Raw genomic sequence first — 18591 nt, forward strand, 5'->3', positions numbered from 1 at the left:
TATATGGGCTGATTCGGCCTTGAAGTTGATCGCTCTCAAACCGAATAAACGGCTCTATTTTCAACGGGGTTTTCTCGCTCTGTCCCTTATGGAACATGCTTTATAGCTACGCTGTCACCCTTTAAGCTATCCGCCATATTCTCCTGGGCAGCCCCGGCGGCATCCGCCAAACCATCCACCTGTTACATAACCTGAAGTACGTCGAGCAAAGCCAGTGGAGTCCCCTGATAGAAACTCCCGACAATCGGCTAATCCTTACCCCTGAACCAGGCGACGTCATCAGCATCCTCGTCAAACGCCTGTAATCGAGAAAATTGCCTGATGCCTTCGACTCTGCTCAGCCACCAGGCATTCACTGAGCGAAGCCAGACGGTCACTGAGCGAAGCCGAAGTGACCGTTCCAACGAGAAACCCAGCCCGATGCACTGTTGAGGATTGAGCAAAGGGGCCAATCCATTATTAGTAACAGTATTACAGGTACTAAAACAAGGCCTAAACACCTCTGAACGTCAGTCATTTAAACCGTAGGCTGGGTTAAACCAACATCCCCCCTGCCTTTAAATTAAATTCTCATCAATCCAGATTACGTCTGCGCATCGCAGCCAGTCCCATACCCATTAGCCCTGGCAGTAATGCAGGTGTGGGCACATCTGCCGCACCATCCGGAGACACCTCAAGATTGATAACAGCATAAAAAGTGTCTGAATCGGAGTTAATTTTTCCGGCCTCTACCAAACGTCTCTCATTATTAATGTAGGTAGTAAAATCAATACTCCCATTTATATCCACATCAAACGCAAAAGAGGGACCAAAAAAACCATCAGGCACTCCCAACTCGTTATTGCCATCAGCAAAAGCCTCACCAGCCGCCGCTGCTACTGCCTGCGCTAAATCCTCATCACCGAACCACGGGACTAAATTCTCAAAATCTTCCCTTGCACGCAAATCATCAAACGTAGTTTCCTCTAACGTTAACTCATAGATCGAGTCTTCTGCCGTAATAGACAGAGCAGACACAGGAGCAGCAGCTAAAACGACAGCAGAGACAGAAGCAATGCCCAAAGAACATGCGATAGAAGCAGCAATTTTGTTCATTCTCACAATAGGATCTAGAAAAACAGCAAAATCAGCTGGATCGACACACTTATCGCTATACACTATATAAAAATTGTTTCTAGAGGAAAACGTAACCTAGAACATTAAATATTAGAAAGTTCACTCTTTTATCAAGACTTTAAAAAGATAGCGGACAACGGTGAACAGTCATTAGCCTGACTATACGAAGCCAAAATACACAGTCAGGCAAAAAACTCAGAACGGGGGCCTGAAGCAAGCCCCAAGAAAGGTGGGCATGCCCACCTTTCGAATGTCAGAATTTAATCGCTCATCAAATTGCAACTTTGACCTTAAACACCAGTCGCTCATTCTCTACGTCAACCACAACGGTGTCGCCACCTTTATAATCTCCCCGAAGAATACTCTTTGCGATCGCAGTTTCCAACTCACGCTGGATTGCCCGTTTCAGAGGTCTTGCCCCATAAACCGGGTCATACCCCACATCAGCCAAGAAATCTAAGGCTGATTCTGACAACGATAGTCCAATCTTCTGATCCGCCAATCGTTTCTCAAGCGCCTGCACCTGTAGCTTAATAATCTCTCGCAACTGAGACTTCTGCAAACTGTGGAAGATAATCATCTCATCCACCCGATTTAGAAACTCAGGACGGAAGTTTGAGCGCAGGGCATCCATTACACGGGTTCTCATTTCCTCGTAACGACTATCATCCCCCGCCACATCCAGAATAAACTGGGAGCCAATGTTGCTAGTCATAATGATCACCGAATTCTTAAAGTCCACAGTGCGACCTTGAGAATCTGTCACGCGGCCATCATCGAGAATCTGCAACATAATGTTGAACACATCTGGATGCGCCTTCTCAATCTCATCAAATAGAATCACTGAATAGGGACGGCGGCGCAATGCTTCCGTTAGCTGACCACCTTCGTCATAGCCCACGTATCCTGGAGGTGCACCGATCAAGCGAGATACCGCATGTTTCTCCATGTACTCTGACATATCGATGCGAACAATCGCTTCCTCTGTATCAAACAGATAGCTTGCCAGGGCTTTAGCTAACTCGGTTTTACCCACACCAGTAGGGCCAAGGAAGATAAAGCTTGCTGTGGGCCGATTCGGGTCTGCCAGACCCGCTCGTGATCGCTGAATTGCATCTGCAACAGCGGTAACCGCTTCCTCTTGTCCAATCACTCGTTTATGGAGTTCATCCTCCAGCAGCAACAGCTTTTGCATCTCTGACTGCACCAGTTTACTGATGGGAATTCCCGTCCACTTAGAGATAATCTCGGCAATGTCTTCTTCAGACACTTCTTCTCGCAACAAAGTACGACCGCTAGCCTGAGATTCAGCTAACTGTTTTTCGGCTTGGGAGACTTTTTCTTGAAGTTCGTTGAGCTTGCCATATTTTAGTTCAGCGGCTCGATTATAGTCATAGTCTCGCTCTGCCTGCGCAATCTCAATATTGACACGATCAATCTCTTCTTTAATGACTTGAATTTGATCAATTCCATCTTTCTCAGACTGCCATTGAGCGTTAAGCGTACTTTGTTCTTCTTTAAGATTTGCGAGTTCTCTCTCTAAACGTTCTAGGCGTTCAATGGAACCAGCATCGGTCTCATTTTTGAGAGACAGACGCTCCATCTCTAGCTGCAGGATCTTGCGGTCGACTTCATCCAACTCTTCTGGCTTGGAGGTAATCTCCATTTTGAGTTTGGCCGCTGCTTCATCGACTAAGTCAATGGCTTTGTCGGGTAAAAAGCGATCGCTAATGTAGCGAGTTGATAACGTAGCCGCTGCCACCAATGCATTGTCCGCGATGGTGACACCATGGTGCAGCTCATAGCGTTCCTTTAAACCCCGCAGAATAGAAATAGTGTCAGGAACAGTCGGCTGATCAATATAAACCTGTTGGAAACGACGCTCCAGCGCAGCATCTTTTTCGATGTACTGGCGATATTCATCCAGTGTCGTCGCCCCAATACAACGTAGCTCACCCCGAGCCAGCATCGGCTTGAGTAGGTTGCCTGCATCCATGGCTCCTTGAGTTGCGCCAGCACCCACCACGGTATGGATTTCATCGATAAACAGAATGATCTGTCCCTGGGAGTCGGTCACCTCCTTAAGTACGGCTTTGAGACGCTCTTCAAATTCACCACGATATTTGGCCCCGGCAATTAGCGCACCCATATCCAGGGCTATCAGTTTGCGATCGCGTAGCGACTGGGGTACGTCATTATTAATAATTCGCTGAGCCATTCCTTCGGCAATGGCCGTCTTACCCACCCCTGGTTCACCAATAAGGACAGGATTATTTTTTGTACGGCGAGACAAAATTTGAATGGTCCGACGAATTTCATCATCTCGACCAATGACTGGATCGAGACGACCCTCGCGGGCATACTCAGTCAGGTCACGGCCATATTTCTCTAGCGCTTCGTATTTACCTTCAGGGTTTTGATCGGTCACCTTTTGATGGCCTCGTACTTGTTTAACAGCATTTTTGAGCTGCTTGGCGTTGATACCCGCCTCCCGCAGCAAAGATTTACCAAAGCGGGTGTCCTCAGGATAGGCCAGCAGTAAATGTTCAATGGAAATGTAATCGTCGTCAAACTCTTTGCGAAACACGTCTGCATTGTCCAGCAAAGTATTTAGCGAACGCCCTAAATATATGTTGTCGCTTTGCCCCGTTACCTGGGGTTGTTTACGTAAAAATGCCTCAGTTGCACTGCGCAATGCATCGATGGAAGCTCCGGCTTTTTGGAAAATGCGACTGGCTAATCCATCTTGCTCTAGTAAAGCCAGCATTAAATGCTCGGTCTCAATTTGTTGATGCTGCCACTGCTTAGCCAGATCGGTAGTAGCTGCGATCGCAGCCCATGCCTGCTCCGTAAACTGATTTGGATTAGATGGTTGCATAGCCAAGCCTCCTCGTATGCGCCTATTTGCATTCTAGGCAAAGGGTCAAATACCTGATGATCGGTGTTCCCCCAGTGAGTAGGTAGGTATTGCCGCCCATACTAAGAATTTGCACACTTCGTTCGTAGCGGCCAATGGCAAGCGGGTATGTTACAAATAGGTGCTGAGGGGTAAAAACGTAAGGTTTCTACGATTGTTACTTGATATATAAGTAGAAATCTGTATTTTGAAGAAGTGTTTTGATTAGCTAGACGTTTTGCCAAACCTTCCCCGACGAGAGACTGGTCAGCTGCATTCTACGCTGCGTCAGACGTTGTATACGACCTATTGTGCACAGCAACCGCTGCGACGATTGTCGAGAACCTTCTCGCCGCTCGAATTTATTCGATTTTTAAGCTATATCAATCTGCACACCGTTCGTGCTGTTGTACACGCCACCCTCAGGCGACGGTTACCAAGTTTAGCGTCAGAAATGGCCTACAACGCTATGCTGGGCCTTTTCCCCGGCATTTTAGCCATGCTGACAGCCATTGGTTTAGTTAATTCATTAGAGAATACATTTAATCGCCTGGCCATGCGGTTAAGTGAAATCGCACCAGGCGCTGTTAATGAACTGATCCAAAACTTTGCCGATGAAGTTACCGCTGGTGGTAACCGAGGATTATTTTCCTTGAGTTTTGCGATCGCCCTATGGGCGTCTTCAGGAGCCATCAGCGCCGCCATGCGTGCCCTGGATGAAATCCACCAGATTCCCGTTGAGCAGCGTCGTCCCTTTTGGAAAGCCAGGCTCTTATCCATTGGCTTGACCATTGGCACCATCCTATTGCTCATGACCGCATCCTATCTGGTGTTTCTTAGCGATGGCGTTATCCAACTGCTAGCTGATATTGGGGCAGAGCAAAGCGGTGAAAACGTCAGAGAGTGGGTGCTCACCATTTGGCGGCTTTTTACATGGCCGTTAGCGTTGGGCATTGTTTCATCTGCATTTGCCTTTGTCTATCGTTTTGGCCCCAGCCGTTGGACCCGTGGTAAACCCCTCATGCCTGGTGCAGTGCTGGCAGCCCTATCCTGGGCCATTTTATCCGCAGCATTCCGCATGTATGTAGCCCAATTTGGTAACTACAACAAGGTTTATGGTGCCATTGGTACGGTGATTGTCCTGCTGCTCTGGTTATTCCTCACATCACTGGTCATGCTCATTGGCGACCAGCTCAATGTTATCGTCGGCGAACTGATGATCCACAGCCCACGGATGCCATTGATCAGACGCAGACGCCATCCGCCATCATCAACGCCCGGTTACCGCACCTCGAATCAGCTGCCTAGCCTAGGCAAGTCAACCATTAATAAAGATCGACATCGGTAACGCCCTACGGGGGTTTATATTCTGCATTCTTAGGCCAAAATCTCCACCGTGTCCCCCACAGCCAACGTCCCTTCACCGTTGGCAATCAGGTTCTGACCAAACCAAATCGCATGATCCCAACGACGATAGGTAGCCAGGGTCTTCAATGGCTCCTTGCCCTGTTCTCCTGTGGACTGCTCCACACCAGGAATAGAACAGCGGGAACAGGATTTAGCCACATCAAACAAAATGTCGCCAATTTTGATTTGCTTCCAGGTATCTTCAGCAAATGGCTCACAGCCCCTGACCACCAAGTTAGGCCGAAATCGATTCATCGGCACTGGCTGCTCTAGACGGCCATTCAAATCCGCCAACGAGGCTTCGGAAATCAGCAAAAACGGATACGCATCTGAAAAACTATTCGGCGTCTCAAACCGTCCATGGTCCACGGGGCGATGGGTGCTATCTGGCATGTAAACAAGCTGAGCATCCACGCCTAAGAAATGATGGAGCCATTGAGCCGCTTTATCTCCCATGGACCAGGCAGTACAAGCATCACCCCACACATTCACATGCAGCAGCTGGGCCGTAGCTGGCACCGCTGGGAGCTCTAGTGAGGAATCCGGTACTCCAGCAATGCTGAGATGTAGCGCCTCATCAACAGTCACTTGAATCAGCGCCATTTTAGGGAGTTTACGTTGAGTCAGGAATTTGCCATTGCGATCGCACACCATCCAGCGTCGGTCATGCAACAGCCCCCGGCTAGTCACCTGAGCCTGATGCAAACCAATACCTGCCGCCGACTTAACTGGATATGTGGTCAAGCCACTCAGTTCGATCAAAGACATCGCAATGCTCCTAAAAGACGGTTATCCGATCGGCGACTCCCCTAGTTCAATCGCCGCGAAATTATCTATAACTAAGGATAGGGCGTTGGTATAGATATCGCCGCTTTAGACGGTGGAGCCTGCCCAAATCACCCCAATCCCCGTAGACAACCATGGACAAGCTCTACCGAATGGAAGACGCTCAGCGGATCTTGCAACTTGCGATCGAACAAGAGACCGAATCGGGTGAACTCTCCCATCAACAGTTGGTAGAAATTGCGGAAGAACTCAACATCAGCCCAGCCGCGCTGCAAACGGCTGAACAAGAGTGGAAAATCATGAAGGGGGAGGCCGAAGATCACCGCCTGTTTCAACGTCAGCGCATACAACGTTTGCAGAGTCAGGCCATCCGCTATAGCATCGTCATTATCTTTTTAGTCGTAATAGACTTTCTCACTCCAGGCGGCACATTTTTAGGTCACCTTGGCTTTTCGCTCTACGTTGCATTATTTTGGGGACTGGGTTTATCCCTCAAAGCCTGGCGGACATTACAAACGTCAGGCGAACGCTACGAACGTGATTTAAACCGGTGGCGACGCAAACGCAGCATGCAACAAACAATTAACGGTGTCGTCAACCGCTTTTTAGGATCTGTTTAGTGACGTTTTTTTAAGATGTTATAAAGTCTTGCAAAAACATCTGGCAGCCCACAACAACTGTTACAAGCCTTACAACCAGGGTTTATCAAGAGTCACTATCGCAACAATATGATTTCGCATGACCTTAAGCACACCAATAGTCAGGCCAATTTTTATGAATTTTCCTTATAGATAGCAAGATAGTTTGCACTTTATGGTCAATCCTGCAATGATACGAAACACAAGGCTGGTTGTGTGTCCTTGATTTTCACTCAATAGCTGCGGGTGTGATTTTTTATGCTCATACTTGCAGCTGTCCAATTTAGGCCTTTTTTTGGTCATCATTCCTGATGGAAGAACTTCCAGCTAACCGAGCGGCTAGCAAATCGTCACCCCAACGCCGATTTATTCAAGTTTGCCAGTACCGCAGTTGCACTCGCTTCAATTCAGCAGCTGTACTCAAGACTTTAAAGCAATATGCAGGTCCCGATTTGATGGTGGCAGCCAGTTCTTGTCTCGGCCAATGCGGTTCAGGACCTAACGTCAGAGTGGCTCCTGATAATGTTTGGTACTGCCGTGTTCATCCCCATGACGTCAATGACATTCTGGAGCAGCATATCCAACAGGGTAAACCCGTCAAGCGTTTGCTCCATCCTCGATTTCATCCCGATTACAACCATCTGCTAGAAAAGCTCAAATCTCAGACTTAGATGAGGCACACATTATTAGCTCCGAGCATATAACCCGAGCATATAAATAGTAAATGTCTGACCCATAGAGCTGGCACCCCAGTTCGGCATGGTAGAAATAATCATAAATATATAATTATCCATTCCCCAGTGGAGAACCGGAGTATACTATAAGGGTTGCAGCTATGCCGCCCCGTGGAACTCTCTTGCAAAAGTGAATACGCCCTGCTTGCACTGCTAGAACTCAGCTTGCACTATGAAAAGAGCGAGCCTCTGCAAATTCGTCAAATTGCAGCTCAACAAAATATTCCTGATCGATATTTAGAGCAACTTTTAGCCACATTACGCCGCGCAGGTTTTGTAAAAAGTCAACGCGGTGCCAAAGGAGGCTATTTATTAGCACAGGCTCCGTGGAATGTATTGCTATTGGACGTTGTAAATTGTATCGAAGGTCTAGAAAAGAAGGACAATGCAAGCGATGCTGTATTGACAACAGAGCGGCAGGTTGTCCGGAGCTTGTGGCAAGCAGTGCAGGAAGCGGCTAGAGAAGTGCTATCTGCTCACACTTTGCAAGATTTGGTAGAGCAACGCAACGCCAAACATCAGGTTGATTTGATGTATTACATTTAGCGCATTGGGAAATAGCTGGCCATGCGGATCGCCCAAAATATTACTGAACTGGTGGGTCGAACACCGCTAGTAAAGCTCAATCGCATTCCTCAAAGTGAGGAATGTGTGGCTCAAATTGTTCTCAAACTTGAAGGCATGAACCCGTCGGCTTCGGTTAAGGACAGAATTGGCGTCAATATGATCGCCGCTGCCGAGGCCGCAGGCAAAATTCAACCTGGTAAAACCACGTTAGTGGAACCAACTTCTGGGAATACTGGCATCGCTTTAGCCATGGTATCGGCAGCTAAAGGCTATCGTTTGATTTTGACCATGCCAGAAACCATGAGCGCCGAGCGTCGGTCCATGTTACGTGCCTACGGTGCCGAGCTAGAACTGACCCCAGGCAATGAGGGGATGGCAGGGTGTATTCAGCGGGCCCAGCAGTTGGTAGCATCAACACCAAATGCTTACATGCTGCAACAGTTTCGCAACCCGGCCAATCCAGATATGCACCGCAACACGACAGCGGAAGAAATCTGGCAAGATACCGAGGGGCAGGCAGATTTTTTAGTCGCTGGCGTGGGCACTGGTGGCACGATTACCGGAGTCAGTGAAGTCCTTAAGCAACGCAAACTTGAGTTTCAAACCATCGCCGTAGAACCCGCCAACAGTCAAGTACTAACTGGCGGTCAGCCGGGTCCCCATAAGATTCAAGGTATCGGTGCCGGTTTTGTGCCCGAAGTATTGCAAGTAAAACTCATTGACGAAGTTATTCCCGTGACGGATGACGAAGCGATTTCTTTTGGTCGTCGTCTTGCCAAAGAAGAAGGAATTTTGTCTGGTATTTCCAGTGGTGCAGCACTCTGTGCGGCTATCAAAGTAGGTCGCCGACCTGAAAATGCAGGCAAATTGATCGTCGTGATTCAGCCTAGCTTTGGTGAACGCTACCTCAGCACTCCCTTATTCCAGGATCCTACCCTGACAGCCTCCCTAGTTAGCGCACGCTAAGCTCACCAGAACAACAACCTCAACCCACTCGACAACGGCCCCATAGGTATCCCCTGTATGTCCCCCTAATCTGCGATTGAGCCAGTCTGCCACCAATCCAGCACTGCTTAATCCAGCTGCGATCGCAACAACACCATAACGCCAGGAAATACCTCCCGCAACAACACCTAAACCGGTCAATAGCACCAGTCCTATCGCCCAGGGTAGAGCGTACCAACAGGATGGTAGTGCTTGCTTATGAAATGCCCCCTTACCCCTGGGTTTTAGATAGGAATAAGTAGCAATAGCCCACTGCTGACCCCACCGTCCCCAGGCAGCCGATGCCATCAGGGCAAACCATCGCCCCTGAGTAATCGCTGCTAAGGCAACTGTTTTGAGCAGCAGAATTGCGATCGCAACCATCACTCCAAATGCCCCGGAACAGCTATCGGCCATCACGTCTAACCGTCGGTTATCCTGCACTGCAAGGCCATCGGCGGTATCCATGGCACCATCTAAATGCAATCCTCCGGTCAGTCGGACCCCTACCAAAATGAGCACAGCACTACGGAGCAAAAGCGGCATCCCAAGGCTGAGCACAGCATCAAGCACCGTCAAAAGCCCCCCCAATCCAAGACCAATAACAGGAACGATGCGGGCGACCTGCCCTAACTCTGCTGGCCATTGCCGAGGTAACGGCACACTCGTGTAAAACAACAAAGCTCCATTTAACAAAGCCCATTGTTGCTGTCCAGCTCGGGCAAAAGCTTTAATCCACTGCTCCATAAATTTCCTTCAAAAGCTTGTCATCAAATAACTTGAGCAGTCAGCAACGTACTCTGACCACACGATTAATCTGAGACGTAAGAATTAACGTTCAGTATTCTGGCTGAAGGCAGTACGAAAAATTGCTGAAATAATGTGAAGTTAAAAGGATACAAACAAACAGAAAGATTATTTTTGTCTTGGACGTTCCAAATAATCAGATTTCATCTATCTTGAGTATAGATTGTTAAAAACTTCGGTGTTTCACGGGCCCACTGCTGACTATAAGTGCCCATCTACCGACCCTGTTATGAGCTATCAACCTTCAACAACTTCCTTACCAGCCCCATGTCTTGTCGATGTAGGCATCGTAGTCAACCCAAAGGACATGGTGCGAATCTTGCAGCATCTAGGACGTGTTCGGTATATCCATCAACAAGAAGAACAAGTTCTCAGAGAAGGCGAGGGTTATGTCGTCGAAGTCTTTAGCGATCCTCAACAAGCAACGCTGGTGGCCAACAGAAGTCTCTATCTCAACGTCGCTAGCTTTGACTACTTGGAGATGGGGCAGCTAGCGGATAACCAACCCTATTTTGATTTAATCCAGGACAACCGTTGCCTTCGCATTTTGCCCCAATCAAATCCTCTCACAGAGCAGAATAGCTGCAACATTAATGACGCTACGCTAGAAGCTATGCTGGCTGAGGCATTAACAGCTCGGTGGGATGCTTGTCTAGACGATGACAGCAATAACTTTACGAGTTAGTCACTTGTATCCATTAGCTTAAATCTAGTAACGTTGCCAACAGTATTACTTGAGGACAACACTAACTGTTGGGTACTGACCATTTTTCATTCGAACATCAAGCCTCCTGCTGCCACACTAAGGCGAGAGCAGGAATTTTTCATACACCCCATGGCCCAGTCCACACGCCACGTTTTATGCCAGTGGGCACCTTAGCAAATGTTAAGACCATAACGCCATCACAGCTCAAAGATACTGGCGCACAAATGGTGCTGTCCAATACTTACCACCTACACCTACAACCTGGTGAAGATTTAGTGGCTGAGGCCGGTGGGCTACACAAGTTTATGGGCTGGTCTGGCCCTATGTTGACCGACTCAGGGGGTTTCCAGGTCTTTAGCTTGAGCAAAATCCGTACAATTTCTGAAGAGGGGGTCACCTTCCGCTCACCCCGCGATGGTCGTGTTATTTATATGCCGCCGGAGGAATCCATCCGCATCCAAAATCAGTTGGGAGCTGATGTGATTATGGCCTTTGACGAATGTCCCCCCTATCCCGCCCATCGAGAGGCAGTCGAAGCAGCCACCCAACGTACTTATCGCTGGCTGACGCGCTGTATAGAGGCACATCAACGCAACGATCAGGCTCTGTTTGGCATTGTACAAGGCGGTGTTCATCTAGATTTACGCCAAGCCGCTGCAGAACAGCTAGTGGAGTTAGACTTACCCGGCTATGCCATCGGCGGTGTCAGCGTCGGTGAACCGCCTGAGCTCATAGAAAAAATCGTTCAAGCCACCACGCCGCTACTGCCACCCGATAAACCTCGATATCTCATGGGTGTCGGCACCTACCGAGAAATGGCTCAAGCAATTGCCGCTGGCATGGATCTATTTGACTGTGTCATTCCAACTCGTTTAGCTCGCCATGGAGCAGCCTTGGTTCAAGGTGAACGATGGAATTTAAAGAATCAAAAGTTTCGTCGGGACCTCACTCCCCTGGACTCAACGTGCACCTGCTACACCTGCAAGAATTTTACGCGGGCTTATCTTTGCCATTTGATCCATGCCCACGAACTTCTGGCATATACGCTGTTATCTATTCATAACATCACTGAGCTAATTCGATTTACCCAGGCCATTCGTAAAGCAATTTTACAAAATCAGTTTGTGGCAAAGTTTCAACAGTGGCTAGAACCCTCTACTTCTAGTAGCTAGACAAAATATGAACAAACCTTAGCATGCACCACAGCATGTTAAGATGTGAGTCAATTATTAAGCAAACTGTCGCCAACGTAGAGAGGTTTTCATGGACGCGGTCCTACTGTTAGCTAAACTCCCCGAAGCATATCAAGCATTTGCTCCCCTGGTAGATATTTTGCCTATTCTACCTATATTTTTCTTGCTACTAGCTTTCGTTTGGCAGGCATCTGTTGGTTTTCGTTAAGTCACATTCCTTAAGTAATTAGCCCCAGTGTCAAGTGCCTTTCGGTTGGTTAATCAGGATGTGATCATATTGTTGCGATCGCAATTCCACTTATATTAATCGACCTCTCGTCAATTCAGTTTTCTCAAATTCTCAATGTTTTTTAATAAAGAGGGAGCGGTCTATGGACTGCTCCCTCTTTATTTTTAATATTGCCCCCAAACAACGTATGCCTGAAGTCCGCAGCTCTATAGTCTATTGCAAGGCTAAAGTGTCATATGAGTATATTTGTGCTGCTTCACATTGTCTTCAGCAGTCACATTGTTAGTCGAATTTAAGATTCGCTTCTTCTCACTAGAGAAATTTACATCCGAAAATGATTGACCATAGGGCACCTTCGCCTGAATATCGTCTCTCGTTTGATAGGTTCTTGCAGCCGCTAATGCCCGCTCTACAAAATCCTCACAAAATTGAACATTTTTTGGATCAACGGGTAAATGAGTTACGATTGGCTGCTTATCTTTTACTAGCTCACCCAGCTGCAAACTGTAGAGGGTCCTATAGGACGTGGGCACCCCTTTAACAAGCGCTTCAAAATAAGCAGAGGGAACAGGCTCTAAAATTTTTACCGGCACCACATCACCGTCTTGCTTCATAAAACAGTGAGCTAAACCAACAATCACGTAGTCATTGTCTGATAGCACTGTCGACGGAGAAGAGAGAGTCATAGTAGCTCAAAACGATTTTTGCTAGCTTTACCGCTTCCAATCGTAACTGTCTCAAGGAAGTAGCAAAGAATTCCGCTGAAATCCGTTATAAAACCCCACGAGCTGTAATGTTTGGCAACTGTCAGGGGATTCGGTGTACGTAAAAACACCTATTAACTTTGTGATTTTACGAGCAATGCTCCGTTATTTCCCGGTTGGGTCAGAAACAACAGCCATGCAACGATTCAGTTAGTGGTGTTGTCAGGCATGAACAACGCGCTATTACCTCGGTTAGTGGCTAACTCTATCCATTAGCCTGAAACGATAGGGAGTGCAATTAACATGCTGCTATCTAGACCCCCATCATCTGCCAACAGCCTTTCAGTTAGCCATAAAAACACCCACAAGTTACTGCATCAAGCCATACAGCAGCAGGATTATTCCACGGCAATTCATCTATTGAGCTATCTGATTGCTCAGGAGCCTCAAACCTCAAAGCACTATAGCAACCGGGGCCTAATGCACTATCACAGAGGAAAGTGGCCTCAAGCAATACGCGATTACAACCAGGCGCTTCAGATTAATCCCAACGATGATCGGATTTATGCGTATCGTGCCCGGTGCAATATCGCACTAGAGCATTGGGATGCAGCCATTACCGACTACGACTTCGCTATCGATATCAACCCACATAACACTCAAGCAAGGCTCCATCAGGGTGTACTGTTCAGAGCCCTCCAGATGTATGACGATGCCATCGTTTGCTTCGATTTAGCACTATTTTTAGGTCAATTAAACGCTCACATCTACGCAGAGCGAGGACGTACTTATCAATTAATGGGCCATTGGAACTGTGCCTTTGGAGACTATCAAAAGGCTCTGGAACTCCTGTGTAAAGCTCCTAGCTCACCCTTAAAATCTCAAATACAAGCCTGGATTTCAGAATTACTGCCTAGTCAATAGAAATAGTTTGAGGGCCTTTGCCAGAATTATCATCATCATCTGCCTGGTCTGCAACACTGGCTCCCTGATCCACCAACCAGCTTTTGACTGGATCATCATTCAAGTTGAGCTTTAGAAGACCAGATGCAAATCCGCCAACAAAGGCCATAGGATTTCCCAAGAGTTCTTGCACAAGAGGTGTGAGCTCATCAAGAAACATAGAATTAATAGATCGTCACAAAAATTACCTTAGTTATCCTAACGCGGCTCAGGAAAAATCGGGTGTAAGGTAGAGGCAAATCTCTTAGGTCTTTAGCGTAGCCCTCGACGCCCATTGGGGTAGATCGTAGACCAGTTTGTTTTAGCTGCCGCCAACTGACTCTCAGTTAAATTAGCGCCTGTTAAATCAGCACCACACAAGTTGACCCCTTTGAGGTTAGCGCCTGCCAAATTACTACGGCTCAAGTTAGCCCCACGCAGATCGCTATTCTCCAAATTTACTGCTCCCATATAAGCATTGGAAAGCTTGGCATTTTTCAAATTACATTGACGCAAGTCAGCCTTGCTCAAGTTGGTATTCGTGAGGTCAGCCCCTTGTAAATTACAGTACCTCAGCTGCGCACCAGCAAAACTCGCACCGCTAAGGATCATGCGTTGTAAATTGAGCTGAGCCAAAGGCTGCAACGAAAAATCACGATGACCTCGACTATAAGCCCTTTGCACCGCTTCAGGTGTAATTTTCTTACCATGCCCAGAAAAGGGACCCGATTGGCTTGAGCTACTAGACAACAAATTACCCGAAGGGCGACGGGGTGCAACTGGAGATGGTTTTGTATTTTGGCGTCGTTCTTTTCGCGCCCGAATAGCTGCCGCCATCCGAGCGGATGGGGAAACTACAGATTGGGAATCATCTAACCCCAATACTGTAGCCGTATCGTCACTATTGAAGGTCGGCTGACTCACAGGCCCGACATCTTTAGGTGCAGTGGTAGGAATCGCCATATTTTGCGCCAGGCTATCTAAATATGGCTCTAAATCAAGATCTCGCAAAATGGCATCAGCTGAACTATAGCGATGGCGCACTGAAATTTCCAGCATTTTGCTCAAAACATTTGCGAAGTGATCGCTCACTTTTACATGCTGCTGCCAAAGAATCTCCCCAGACTGGGGATCATAGGACATCTCCTTCGGCGACTTTGCCGTTAGCAGATAGAGACAGGTAACCCCAATTGCATAGATATCACTGGCATATACCGGTCTCATTGCCATTTGCTCAGGCGGTGCATAACCTGGAGTACCTACAGCATAAGCAGTTAAGGCTGTATGCCCCGACTCTTCATTCGCCTTAACCGGGTTCACCTTATCTTTGACGGCACCAAAATCAATCAGTACTAAACGCTTATCGGCATCCCGACGAATCAGGTTAGCTGGTTTAATGTCACGATGAATGACTTGGTTACGATGAATGTACTGCATGACTGGCAACACTTCACTTAGAAATTGTTTGGTACCAGCTTCGCTAAACGCCCCATTGGTTTTTACCTCTTTCTGAAGTGTGAAACCATGGATATATTCCTGCACTAAGAAGAAATCTGTGCGGGCTTCAAAGTAATCTAGCAGACGTGGCAGTTGAGGATGATTGCCAATTTTGCCAAGGATTTTAGCTTCACGCGCAAATAGATCGCGGGCCATCTGCATCACATGGGGAGCTTCTGCAGTGGGTCGCAATTGCTTAATTACACAAGGCGGACAGCCAGGTAAGCCCTCATCATGGGCCAGAAATGTAGTGCCAAAACCACCCTTACCTAACGCGCCGCTGACACGATAGCGATCGCGTAATAGTAAATCTGCCCCACATGCAAGACACTGTCTTGCCGTGGACGGATTTTTAGGGCTAGGACACTCTGAATTGATGCAGTAGGTCATGTAGCTTTAGCCACCCTGCTCACATGATATGAATGGGGCTATGGTTTAACTATGGCACGACATCTCAAAACACTGGGCAGGGAACGACCCTTTACCACTGAATCCATAGAGAATGAAATCGATTGGAATTTGCTCCAGTAATTTCTAATTACTTCGCATTTCTCAACCATCAGCCATGAGTAAGAGAATAACCAAGATTCTTTTAATAGCTTAATTTTATTCCTTACCCATTTAAAGAATTCCCTTGGCTTTGCCCACATGGAGATTAGATCAGTATTAAAGCAATATTGCTTATCAAATAATCACAATGTATTTGTTTATTATCTTTATTATCTTATCCAACTGTTAATGGTGCCAGTGTCAATTTAAGAATTGGTGTCTTAAGGATAAAGCGTTGAGCCTATTTTAGGGAATTGATATGAGAGAATATTCAGACTCGCGCAACACAATTAAACAGGCGGCTTAAATCGGGGCTTCAACGGTAAAATGATTTCGGTCTATTGCCATTACCGTTTAACCCAGTTTCCATGCGCATTTCTGTCAACTGGCTCAAAGAATTTGTCGATCCTAAGCTAACACCTGAAGCCATTGGCGACGCTCTAACAATGGCAGGGTTTGAAGTAGAAGATATTGAAGAACGCCGTAGCTGGGCTGATGGTGTAGTTGTTGGCAGGGTAACTGACCGCCAGCCTCACCCAGACGCTGATAAGCTGAGCGTTTGTACCGTGGATATCGGTGAAGTTGAACCGTCCACCATTGTCTGTGGCGCAGCCAATGTGCGGGCCGATATTTTGGTCCCTGTGGCTAAGGTGAATACTTATTTACCCCAGGTAGACCTAAAAATTAAGTCACGTAAGGTACGCGGCATCCTTTCCTCAGGCATGATTTGTTCTTTAGCCGAGCTGGGTTTGGCCAAGGACTCAGCAGGCATCCATGTCTTTGGGGAATCCACCTTGGAATTGGGGCAAGATGTACGCCCATTGTTAGGTTTAGATGACACTGTCCTTGATTTATCGTCAACGGCCAATCGGGCCGATGCACTCAGCATGGTGGGCATTGCCCGTGAAGTTGCTGCCATTACTGGCGCAGAGCTCAAGCTGCCCATTCAAGAGGTGGCTGTGCCGACGACTGCGAAGAGTCAGATTGAGATCGCACTTTCAGATCCCAAAGCCTGCCCCATTTACATCGGCACAGTATTAGAGCAGGTAAAAATTGGCCCATCCCCCACCTGGCTCAAGCAACGCTTGGAAGCTTCGGGTACTCGCTCCATCAACAATGTGGTGGATATTACCAACTATGTACTTTTGGAATGGGGCCAGCCCCTCCATGCCTTTGATCTTGATCGTCTGACGCAAGGAAAACAAACAACGATTAGCGTCCGCTTTGGCAAACCTGACGAAACCCTCAAAACTCTGGATGGCCAAGATCGACCGCTGAAAGACCAGACCTTAGCCATTACCGCCAATGATGAGCCCGTAGCGCTTGCTGGTGTCATGGGTGGCGAAGACTCTGAAGTTTACGACGGCACTCAAAACGTTTTTCTTGAGGCCGCATTCTTTGATGCGGCTGTGATTCGACGTTCAGCTCGGAGTCAGGGGTTGCGCACAGAAGCATCAGCTCGCTATGAGCGAGGTGTCAATCCAGCTGAACTAGAGCTGGCTGCTGGCCGAGCGATTCAGCTCATGGTGGAGCTAACGGATGCTAAGGCAACCCACCTACAGGACGAACGCACCGAGATCGGCAAAATCACGCCCACTCGCACAGTGGGCTTAAGGCTGGAGCGAGTACGGCAAATCCTGGGCAATTACATCGCCGAAGATAGCACTGTCACCCCCCTCAACGCTGCTGATGTGGAAGATACGTTGGCTCGTTTAGGCTGCGGTCTGACGAACGATGGTGATGGTGCCTGGATCGTCACCGTCCCTGCCTATCGCTATCGTGACCTGGAACGGGAAATTGACTTGATCGAAGAAGTGGCCCGCTTATTTGGCTACAACCGCTTTGGCAACACCTTGCCCCAGCAGACATCCCGTGGTCGACTCTCCCCTGAAGCAGCCTTGGCACGTCAGCTAAGGGCCGCCTTCCGGGGAGCTGGCTTGACTGAAGTGCTGCACTATTCACTAACGAATCCAGCCCCTCAGCGCGTAGTGCTTGAAAATCCCCTATTTACAGAATATTCCGCTCTACGCTCCGATTTACTCTCCGGTTTGATCGATGGGTTTCAATCCAACCTGGAGAAGGGCAATGGTCCTCTCAATGCCTTTGAGATTGGCCATGTATTTGCTAATGAAGATGGTCAGCTTAACGAATATGAGCGCATAGGCGGCATTCTGGGTGGCAACGCGGCTGAAGGTCAGTGGAGTGGCACAACAGCGCCTATGACCTGGTATGAAGCCAAAGGAATCCTGGAGACTGTATTCCAGCAGGTCGGTCTGGCTGTCGATTACCGACCTGATAGCGAGGATGAGAGATTACATCCTGGCCGCACCGCGTCTCTATGGGTACGGGGTCGTACGCGTTTGGGCACCTTTGGTCAGCTCCATCCCCGGCTACGTCAAGAGCGGGATTTGCCAGAAGAAGTTTACGTATTTGAGCTGAACTGGGATGCGATCGCCACATGTCTCGTCAGCGACCGCTTCCGTGCGCCTAAGTTCAAGAGCTTCTCCCCCTATCCTGGGTCCGACCGTGACATTGCCTTCTATGCACCCACTAACGTATCCGTAGCCGACCTAGAGAAGCTAATTTCTCGCACGGGGGGTCAGCTCTTGGAAACAGTCACCCTGTTTGATGAGTACAAGGGCCAGGGAGTGCCTGAGGGTCAGCGGAGTTTAGCATTTCGTATGCTGTACCGAGCTAGCGATCGCACCCTAACCGACCAGGATATTGACCCCCTACAGGACAAAATCCGCGCCGCATTGGAGAAAAAGTTCAAAGTTACTCTACGTAGCTAAAGGATTTTGTAGCGGTTTGTAGCGGTGCTGCATGCAGACCTCTA

The 18591-nt window shown here is 48.1% G+C and carries 17 protein-coding genes; 10 read left to right on the top strand and 7 right to left on the bottom strand.

Annotated elements, in window-relative coordinates; all coding sequences use genetic code 11:
* Positions 1–573: 573 nt before the first annotated feature.
* Together QGP82_RS03185 and clpB are read right to left on the bottom strand one after the other, a co-directional pair.
* Positions 574–1095, bottom strand: a complete 522-nt coding sequence (locus tag QGP82_RS03185) for a PTPA-CTERM sorting domain-containing protein (protein WP_163661093.1) — start codon at positions 1093–1095, stop codon at positions 574–576.
* A 292-nt stretch (positions 1096–1387) separates the two neighbouring features.
* Positions 1388–3994 (bottom strand): ATP-dependent chaperone ClpB, encoded by a 2607-nt coding sequence (gene clpB, locus QGP82_RS03190; RefSeq protein WP_163661096.1) that lies wholly within the window; start codon positions 3992–3994, stop codon positions 1388–1390.
* Between the two features lie 256 nt (positions 3995–4250).
* Here clpB and QGP82_RS03195 point away from each other — a divergent pair, with 256 nt between their 5' ends.
* Positions 4251–5360 (top strand): YihY/virulence factor BrkB family protein, encoded by a 1110-nt coding sequence (locus tag QGP82_RS03195; protein WP_163661098.1) that lies wholly within the window; start codon positions 4251–4253, stop codon positions 5358–5360.
* A 29-nt stretch (positions 5361–5389) separates the two neighbouring features.
* Here QGP82_RS03195 and QGP82_RS03200 read toward each other — a convergent pair whose 3' ends face one another.
* On the bottom strand, positions 5390–6187 hold the full coding sequence (locus tag QGP82_RS03200) for an MOSC domain-containing protein (RefSeq protein WP_499057049.1): 798 nt from the start codon (positions 6185–6187) through the stop codon (positions 5390–5392).
* Between the two features lie 152 nt (positions 6188–6339).
* On the opposite strand from QGP82_RS03200, the gene QGP82_RS03205 reads away from it, so the two are divergent.
* The 4 genes from QGP82_RS03205 (at position 6340) to cysK (ending at position 9110) form a co-directional block, all read left to right on the top strand.
* Positions 6340–6825, top strand: a complete 486-nt coding sequence (locus tag QGP82_RS03205) for a 2TM domain-containing protein (protein ID WP_163661100.1) — start codon at positions 6340–6342, stop codon at positions 6823–6825.
* 329 nt (positions 6826–7154) lie between these two features.
* Positions 7155–7514 (top strand): (2Fe-2S) ferredoxin domain-containing protein, encoded by a 360-nt coding sequence (locus tag QGP82_RS03210; RefSeq protein ID WP_163700058.1) that lies wholly within the window; start codon positions 7155–7157, stop codon positions 7512–7514.
* 174 nt (positions 7515–7688) lie between these two features.
* Positions 7689–8123: an RrF2 family transcriptional regulator gene (locus tag QGP82_RS03215; protein WP_006517310.1), complete on the top strand. Its 435-nt coding sequence runs from the start codon at positions 7689–7691 to the stop codon at positions 8121–8123.
* 21 nt (positions 8124–8144) lie between these two features.
* Positions 8145–9110, top strand: a complete 966-nt coding sequence (cysK, locus tag QGP82_RS03220; RefSeq protein WP_163661102.1) for a cysteine synthase A — start codon at positions 8145–8147, stop codon at positions 9108–9110.
* On the opposite strand, the gene cobS is transcribed toward cysK, so the two are convergent.
* On the bottom strand, positions 9093–9875 hold the full coding sequence (gene cobS, locus QGP82_RS03225) for an adenosylcobinamide-GDP ribazoletransferase (protein WP_163661103.1): 783 nt from the start codon (positions 9873–9875) through the stop codon (positions 9093–9095). The two genes, cysK and cobS, sit on opposite strands and share 18 nt — an antisense overlap.
* Before the next feature lie 289 nt (positions 9876–10164).
* Between cobS and QGP82_RS03230 the strand changes: the two genes are divergently transcribed.
* From QGP82_RS03230 to QGP82_RS03240, 3 genes are all read left to right on the top strand, one after another.
* Positions 10165–10620, top strand: a complete 456-nt coding sequence (locus QGP82_RS03230; RefSeq protein WP_163700054.1) for a hypothetical protein — start codon at positions 10165–10167, stop codon at positions 10618–10620.
* Positions 10621–10688: 68 nt separating this feature from the next.
* Complete coding sequence (tgt, locus tag QGP82_RS03235; protein WP_163700052.1) at positions 10689–11813, top strand: tRNA guanosine(34) transglycosylase Tgt; 1125 nt, start codon at positions 10689–10691, stop codon at positions 11811–11813.
* Positions 11814–11904: 91 nt separating this feature from the next.
* Entirely contained in the window at positions 11905–12042 is a 138-nt protein-coding gene (locus QGP82_RS03240; protein ID WP_006517305.1) for a photosystem II reaction center protein K, read from the top strand.
* 245 nt (positions 12043–12287) lie between these two features.
* On the opposite strand, the gene QGP82_RS03245 is transcribed toward QGP82_RS03240, so the two are convergent.
* Complete coding sequence (locus QGP82_RS03245; protein ID WP_163700050.1) at positions 12288–12749, bottom strand: hypothetical protein; 462 nt, start codon at positions 12747–12749, stop codon at positions 12288–12290.
* 321 nt (positions 12750–13070) lie between these two features.
* On the opposite strand from QGP82_RS03245, the gene QGP82_RS03250 reads away from it, so the two are divergent.
* Entirely contained in the window at positions 13071–13691 is a 621-nt protein-coding gene (locus QGP82_RS03250) for a tetratricopeptide repeat protein (protein WP_499057053.1), read from the top strand.
* On the opposite strand, the gene QGP82_RS03255 is transcribed toward QGP82_RS03250, so the two are convergent.
* Together QGP82_RS03255 and QGP82_RS03260 are read right to left on the bottom strand one after the other, a co-directional pair.
* On the bottom strand, positions 13681–13890 hold the full coding sequence (locus QGP82_RS03255; RefSeq protein ID WP_006517302.1) for a ssl0294 family protein: 210 nt from the start codon (positions 13888–13890) through the stop codon (positions 13681–13683). The two genes, QGP82_RS03250 and QGP82_RS03255, sit on opposite strands and share 11 nt — an antisense overlap.
* Positions 13891–13982: 92 nt before the next feature.
* A complete protein-coding gene (locus QGP82_RS03260) occupies positions 13983–15596 on the bottom strand; it encodes a serine/threonine-protein kinase (RefSeq protein WP_163661113.1) in 1614 nt (537 codons plus the stop codon).
* A gap of 527 nt (positions 15597–16123) precedes the next feature.
* Between QGP82_RS03260 and pheT the strand changes: the two genes are divergently transcribed.
* Entirely contained in the window at positions 16124–18547 is a 2424-nt protein-coding gene (gene pheT / locus QGP82_RS03265; RefSeq protein ID WP_163661115.1) for a phenylalanine--tRNA ligase subunit beta, read from the top strand.
* The last annotated feature ends 44 nt before the right edge of the window (positions 18548–18591 follow it).

The organism is Leptothoe sp. LEGE 181152 (assembly GCF_032906605.1).
GTDB classification, from domain to species: Bacteria; Cyanobacteriota; Cyanobacteriia; order Phormidesmidales; family Phormidesmidaceae; genus Leptothoe; species Leptothoe turfae.

What these genes read in the sequence shown, in the direction of transcription:
- QGP82_RS03205 (WP_163661100.1), top strand. Translation starts at nt 6,340, where the DNA reads ATGGACAAGCTCTACCGAATGGAAGACGCTCAGCGGATCTTGCAACTT.
- QGP82_RS03240 (WP_006517305.1), top strand. Translation starts at nt 11,905, where the DNA reads ATGGACGCGGTCCTACTGTTAGCTAAACTCCCCGAAGCATATCAAGCA.
- QGP82_RS03185 (WP_163661093.1), bottom strand. Translation starts at nt 1,095, where the DNA reads ATGAACAAAATTGCTGCTTCTATCGCATGTTCTTTGGGCATTGCTTCT.
- QGP82_RS03200 (WP_499057049.1), bottom strand. Translation starts at nt 6,187, where the DNA reads ATGTCTTTGATCGAACTGAGTGGCTTGACCACATATCCAGTTAAGTCG.
- QGP82_RS03245 (WP_163700050.1), bottom strand. Translation starts at nt 12,749, where the DNA reads ATGACTCTCTCTTCTCCGTCGACAGTGCTATCAGACAATGACTACGTG.
- QGP82_RS03230 (WP_163700054.1), top strand. Translation starts at nt 10,165, where the DNA reads ATGAGCTATCAACCTTCAACAACTTCCTTACCAGCCCCATGTCTTGTC.
- QGP82_RS03255 (WP_006517302.1), bottom strand. Translation starts at nt 13,890, where the DNA reads ATGTTTCTTGATGAGCTCACACCTCTTGTGCAAGAACTCTTGGGAAAT.
- cobS (WP_163661103.1), bottom strand. Translation starts at nt 9,875, where the DNA reads ATGGAGCAGTGGATTAAAGCTTTTGCCCGAGCTGGACAGCAACAATGG.
- QGP82_RS03210 (WP_163700058.1), top strand. Translation starts at nt 7,155, where the DNA reads ATGGAAGAACTTCCAGCTAACCGAGCGGCTAGCAAATCGTCACCCCAA.
- QGP82_RS03260 (WP_163661113.1), bottom strand. Translation starts at nt 15,596, where the DNA reads ATGACCTACTGCATCAATTCAGAGTGTCCTAGCCCTAAAAATCCGTCC.
- QGP82_RS03250 (WP_499057053.1), top strand. Translation starts at nt 13,071, where the DNA reads ATGCTGCTATCTAGACCCCCATCATCTGCCAACAGCCTTTCAGTTAGC.
- clpB (WP_163661096.1), bottom strand. Translation starts at nt 3,994, where the DNA reads ATGCAACCATCTAATCCAAATCAGTTTACGGAGCAGGCATGGGCTGCG.
- cysK (WP_163661102.1), top strand. Translation starts at nt 8,145, where the DNA reads ATGCGGATCGCCCAAAATATTACTGAACTGGTGGGTCGAACACCGCTA.
- pheT (WP_163661115.1), top strand. Translation starts at nt 16,124, where the DNA reads ATGCGCATTTCTGTCAACTGGCTCAAAGAATTTGTCGATCCTAAGCTA.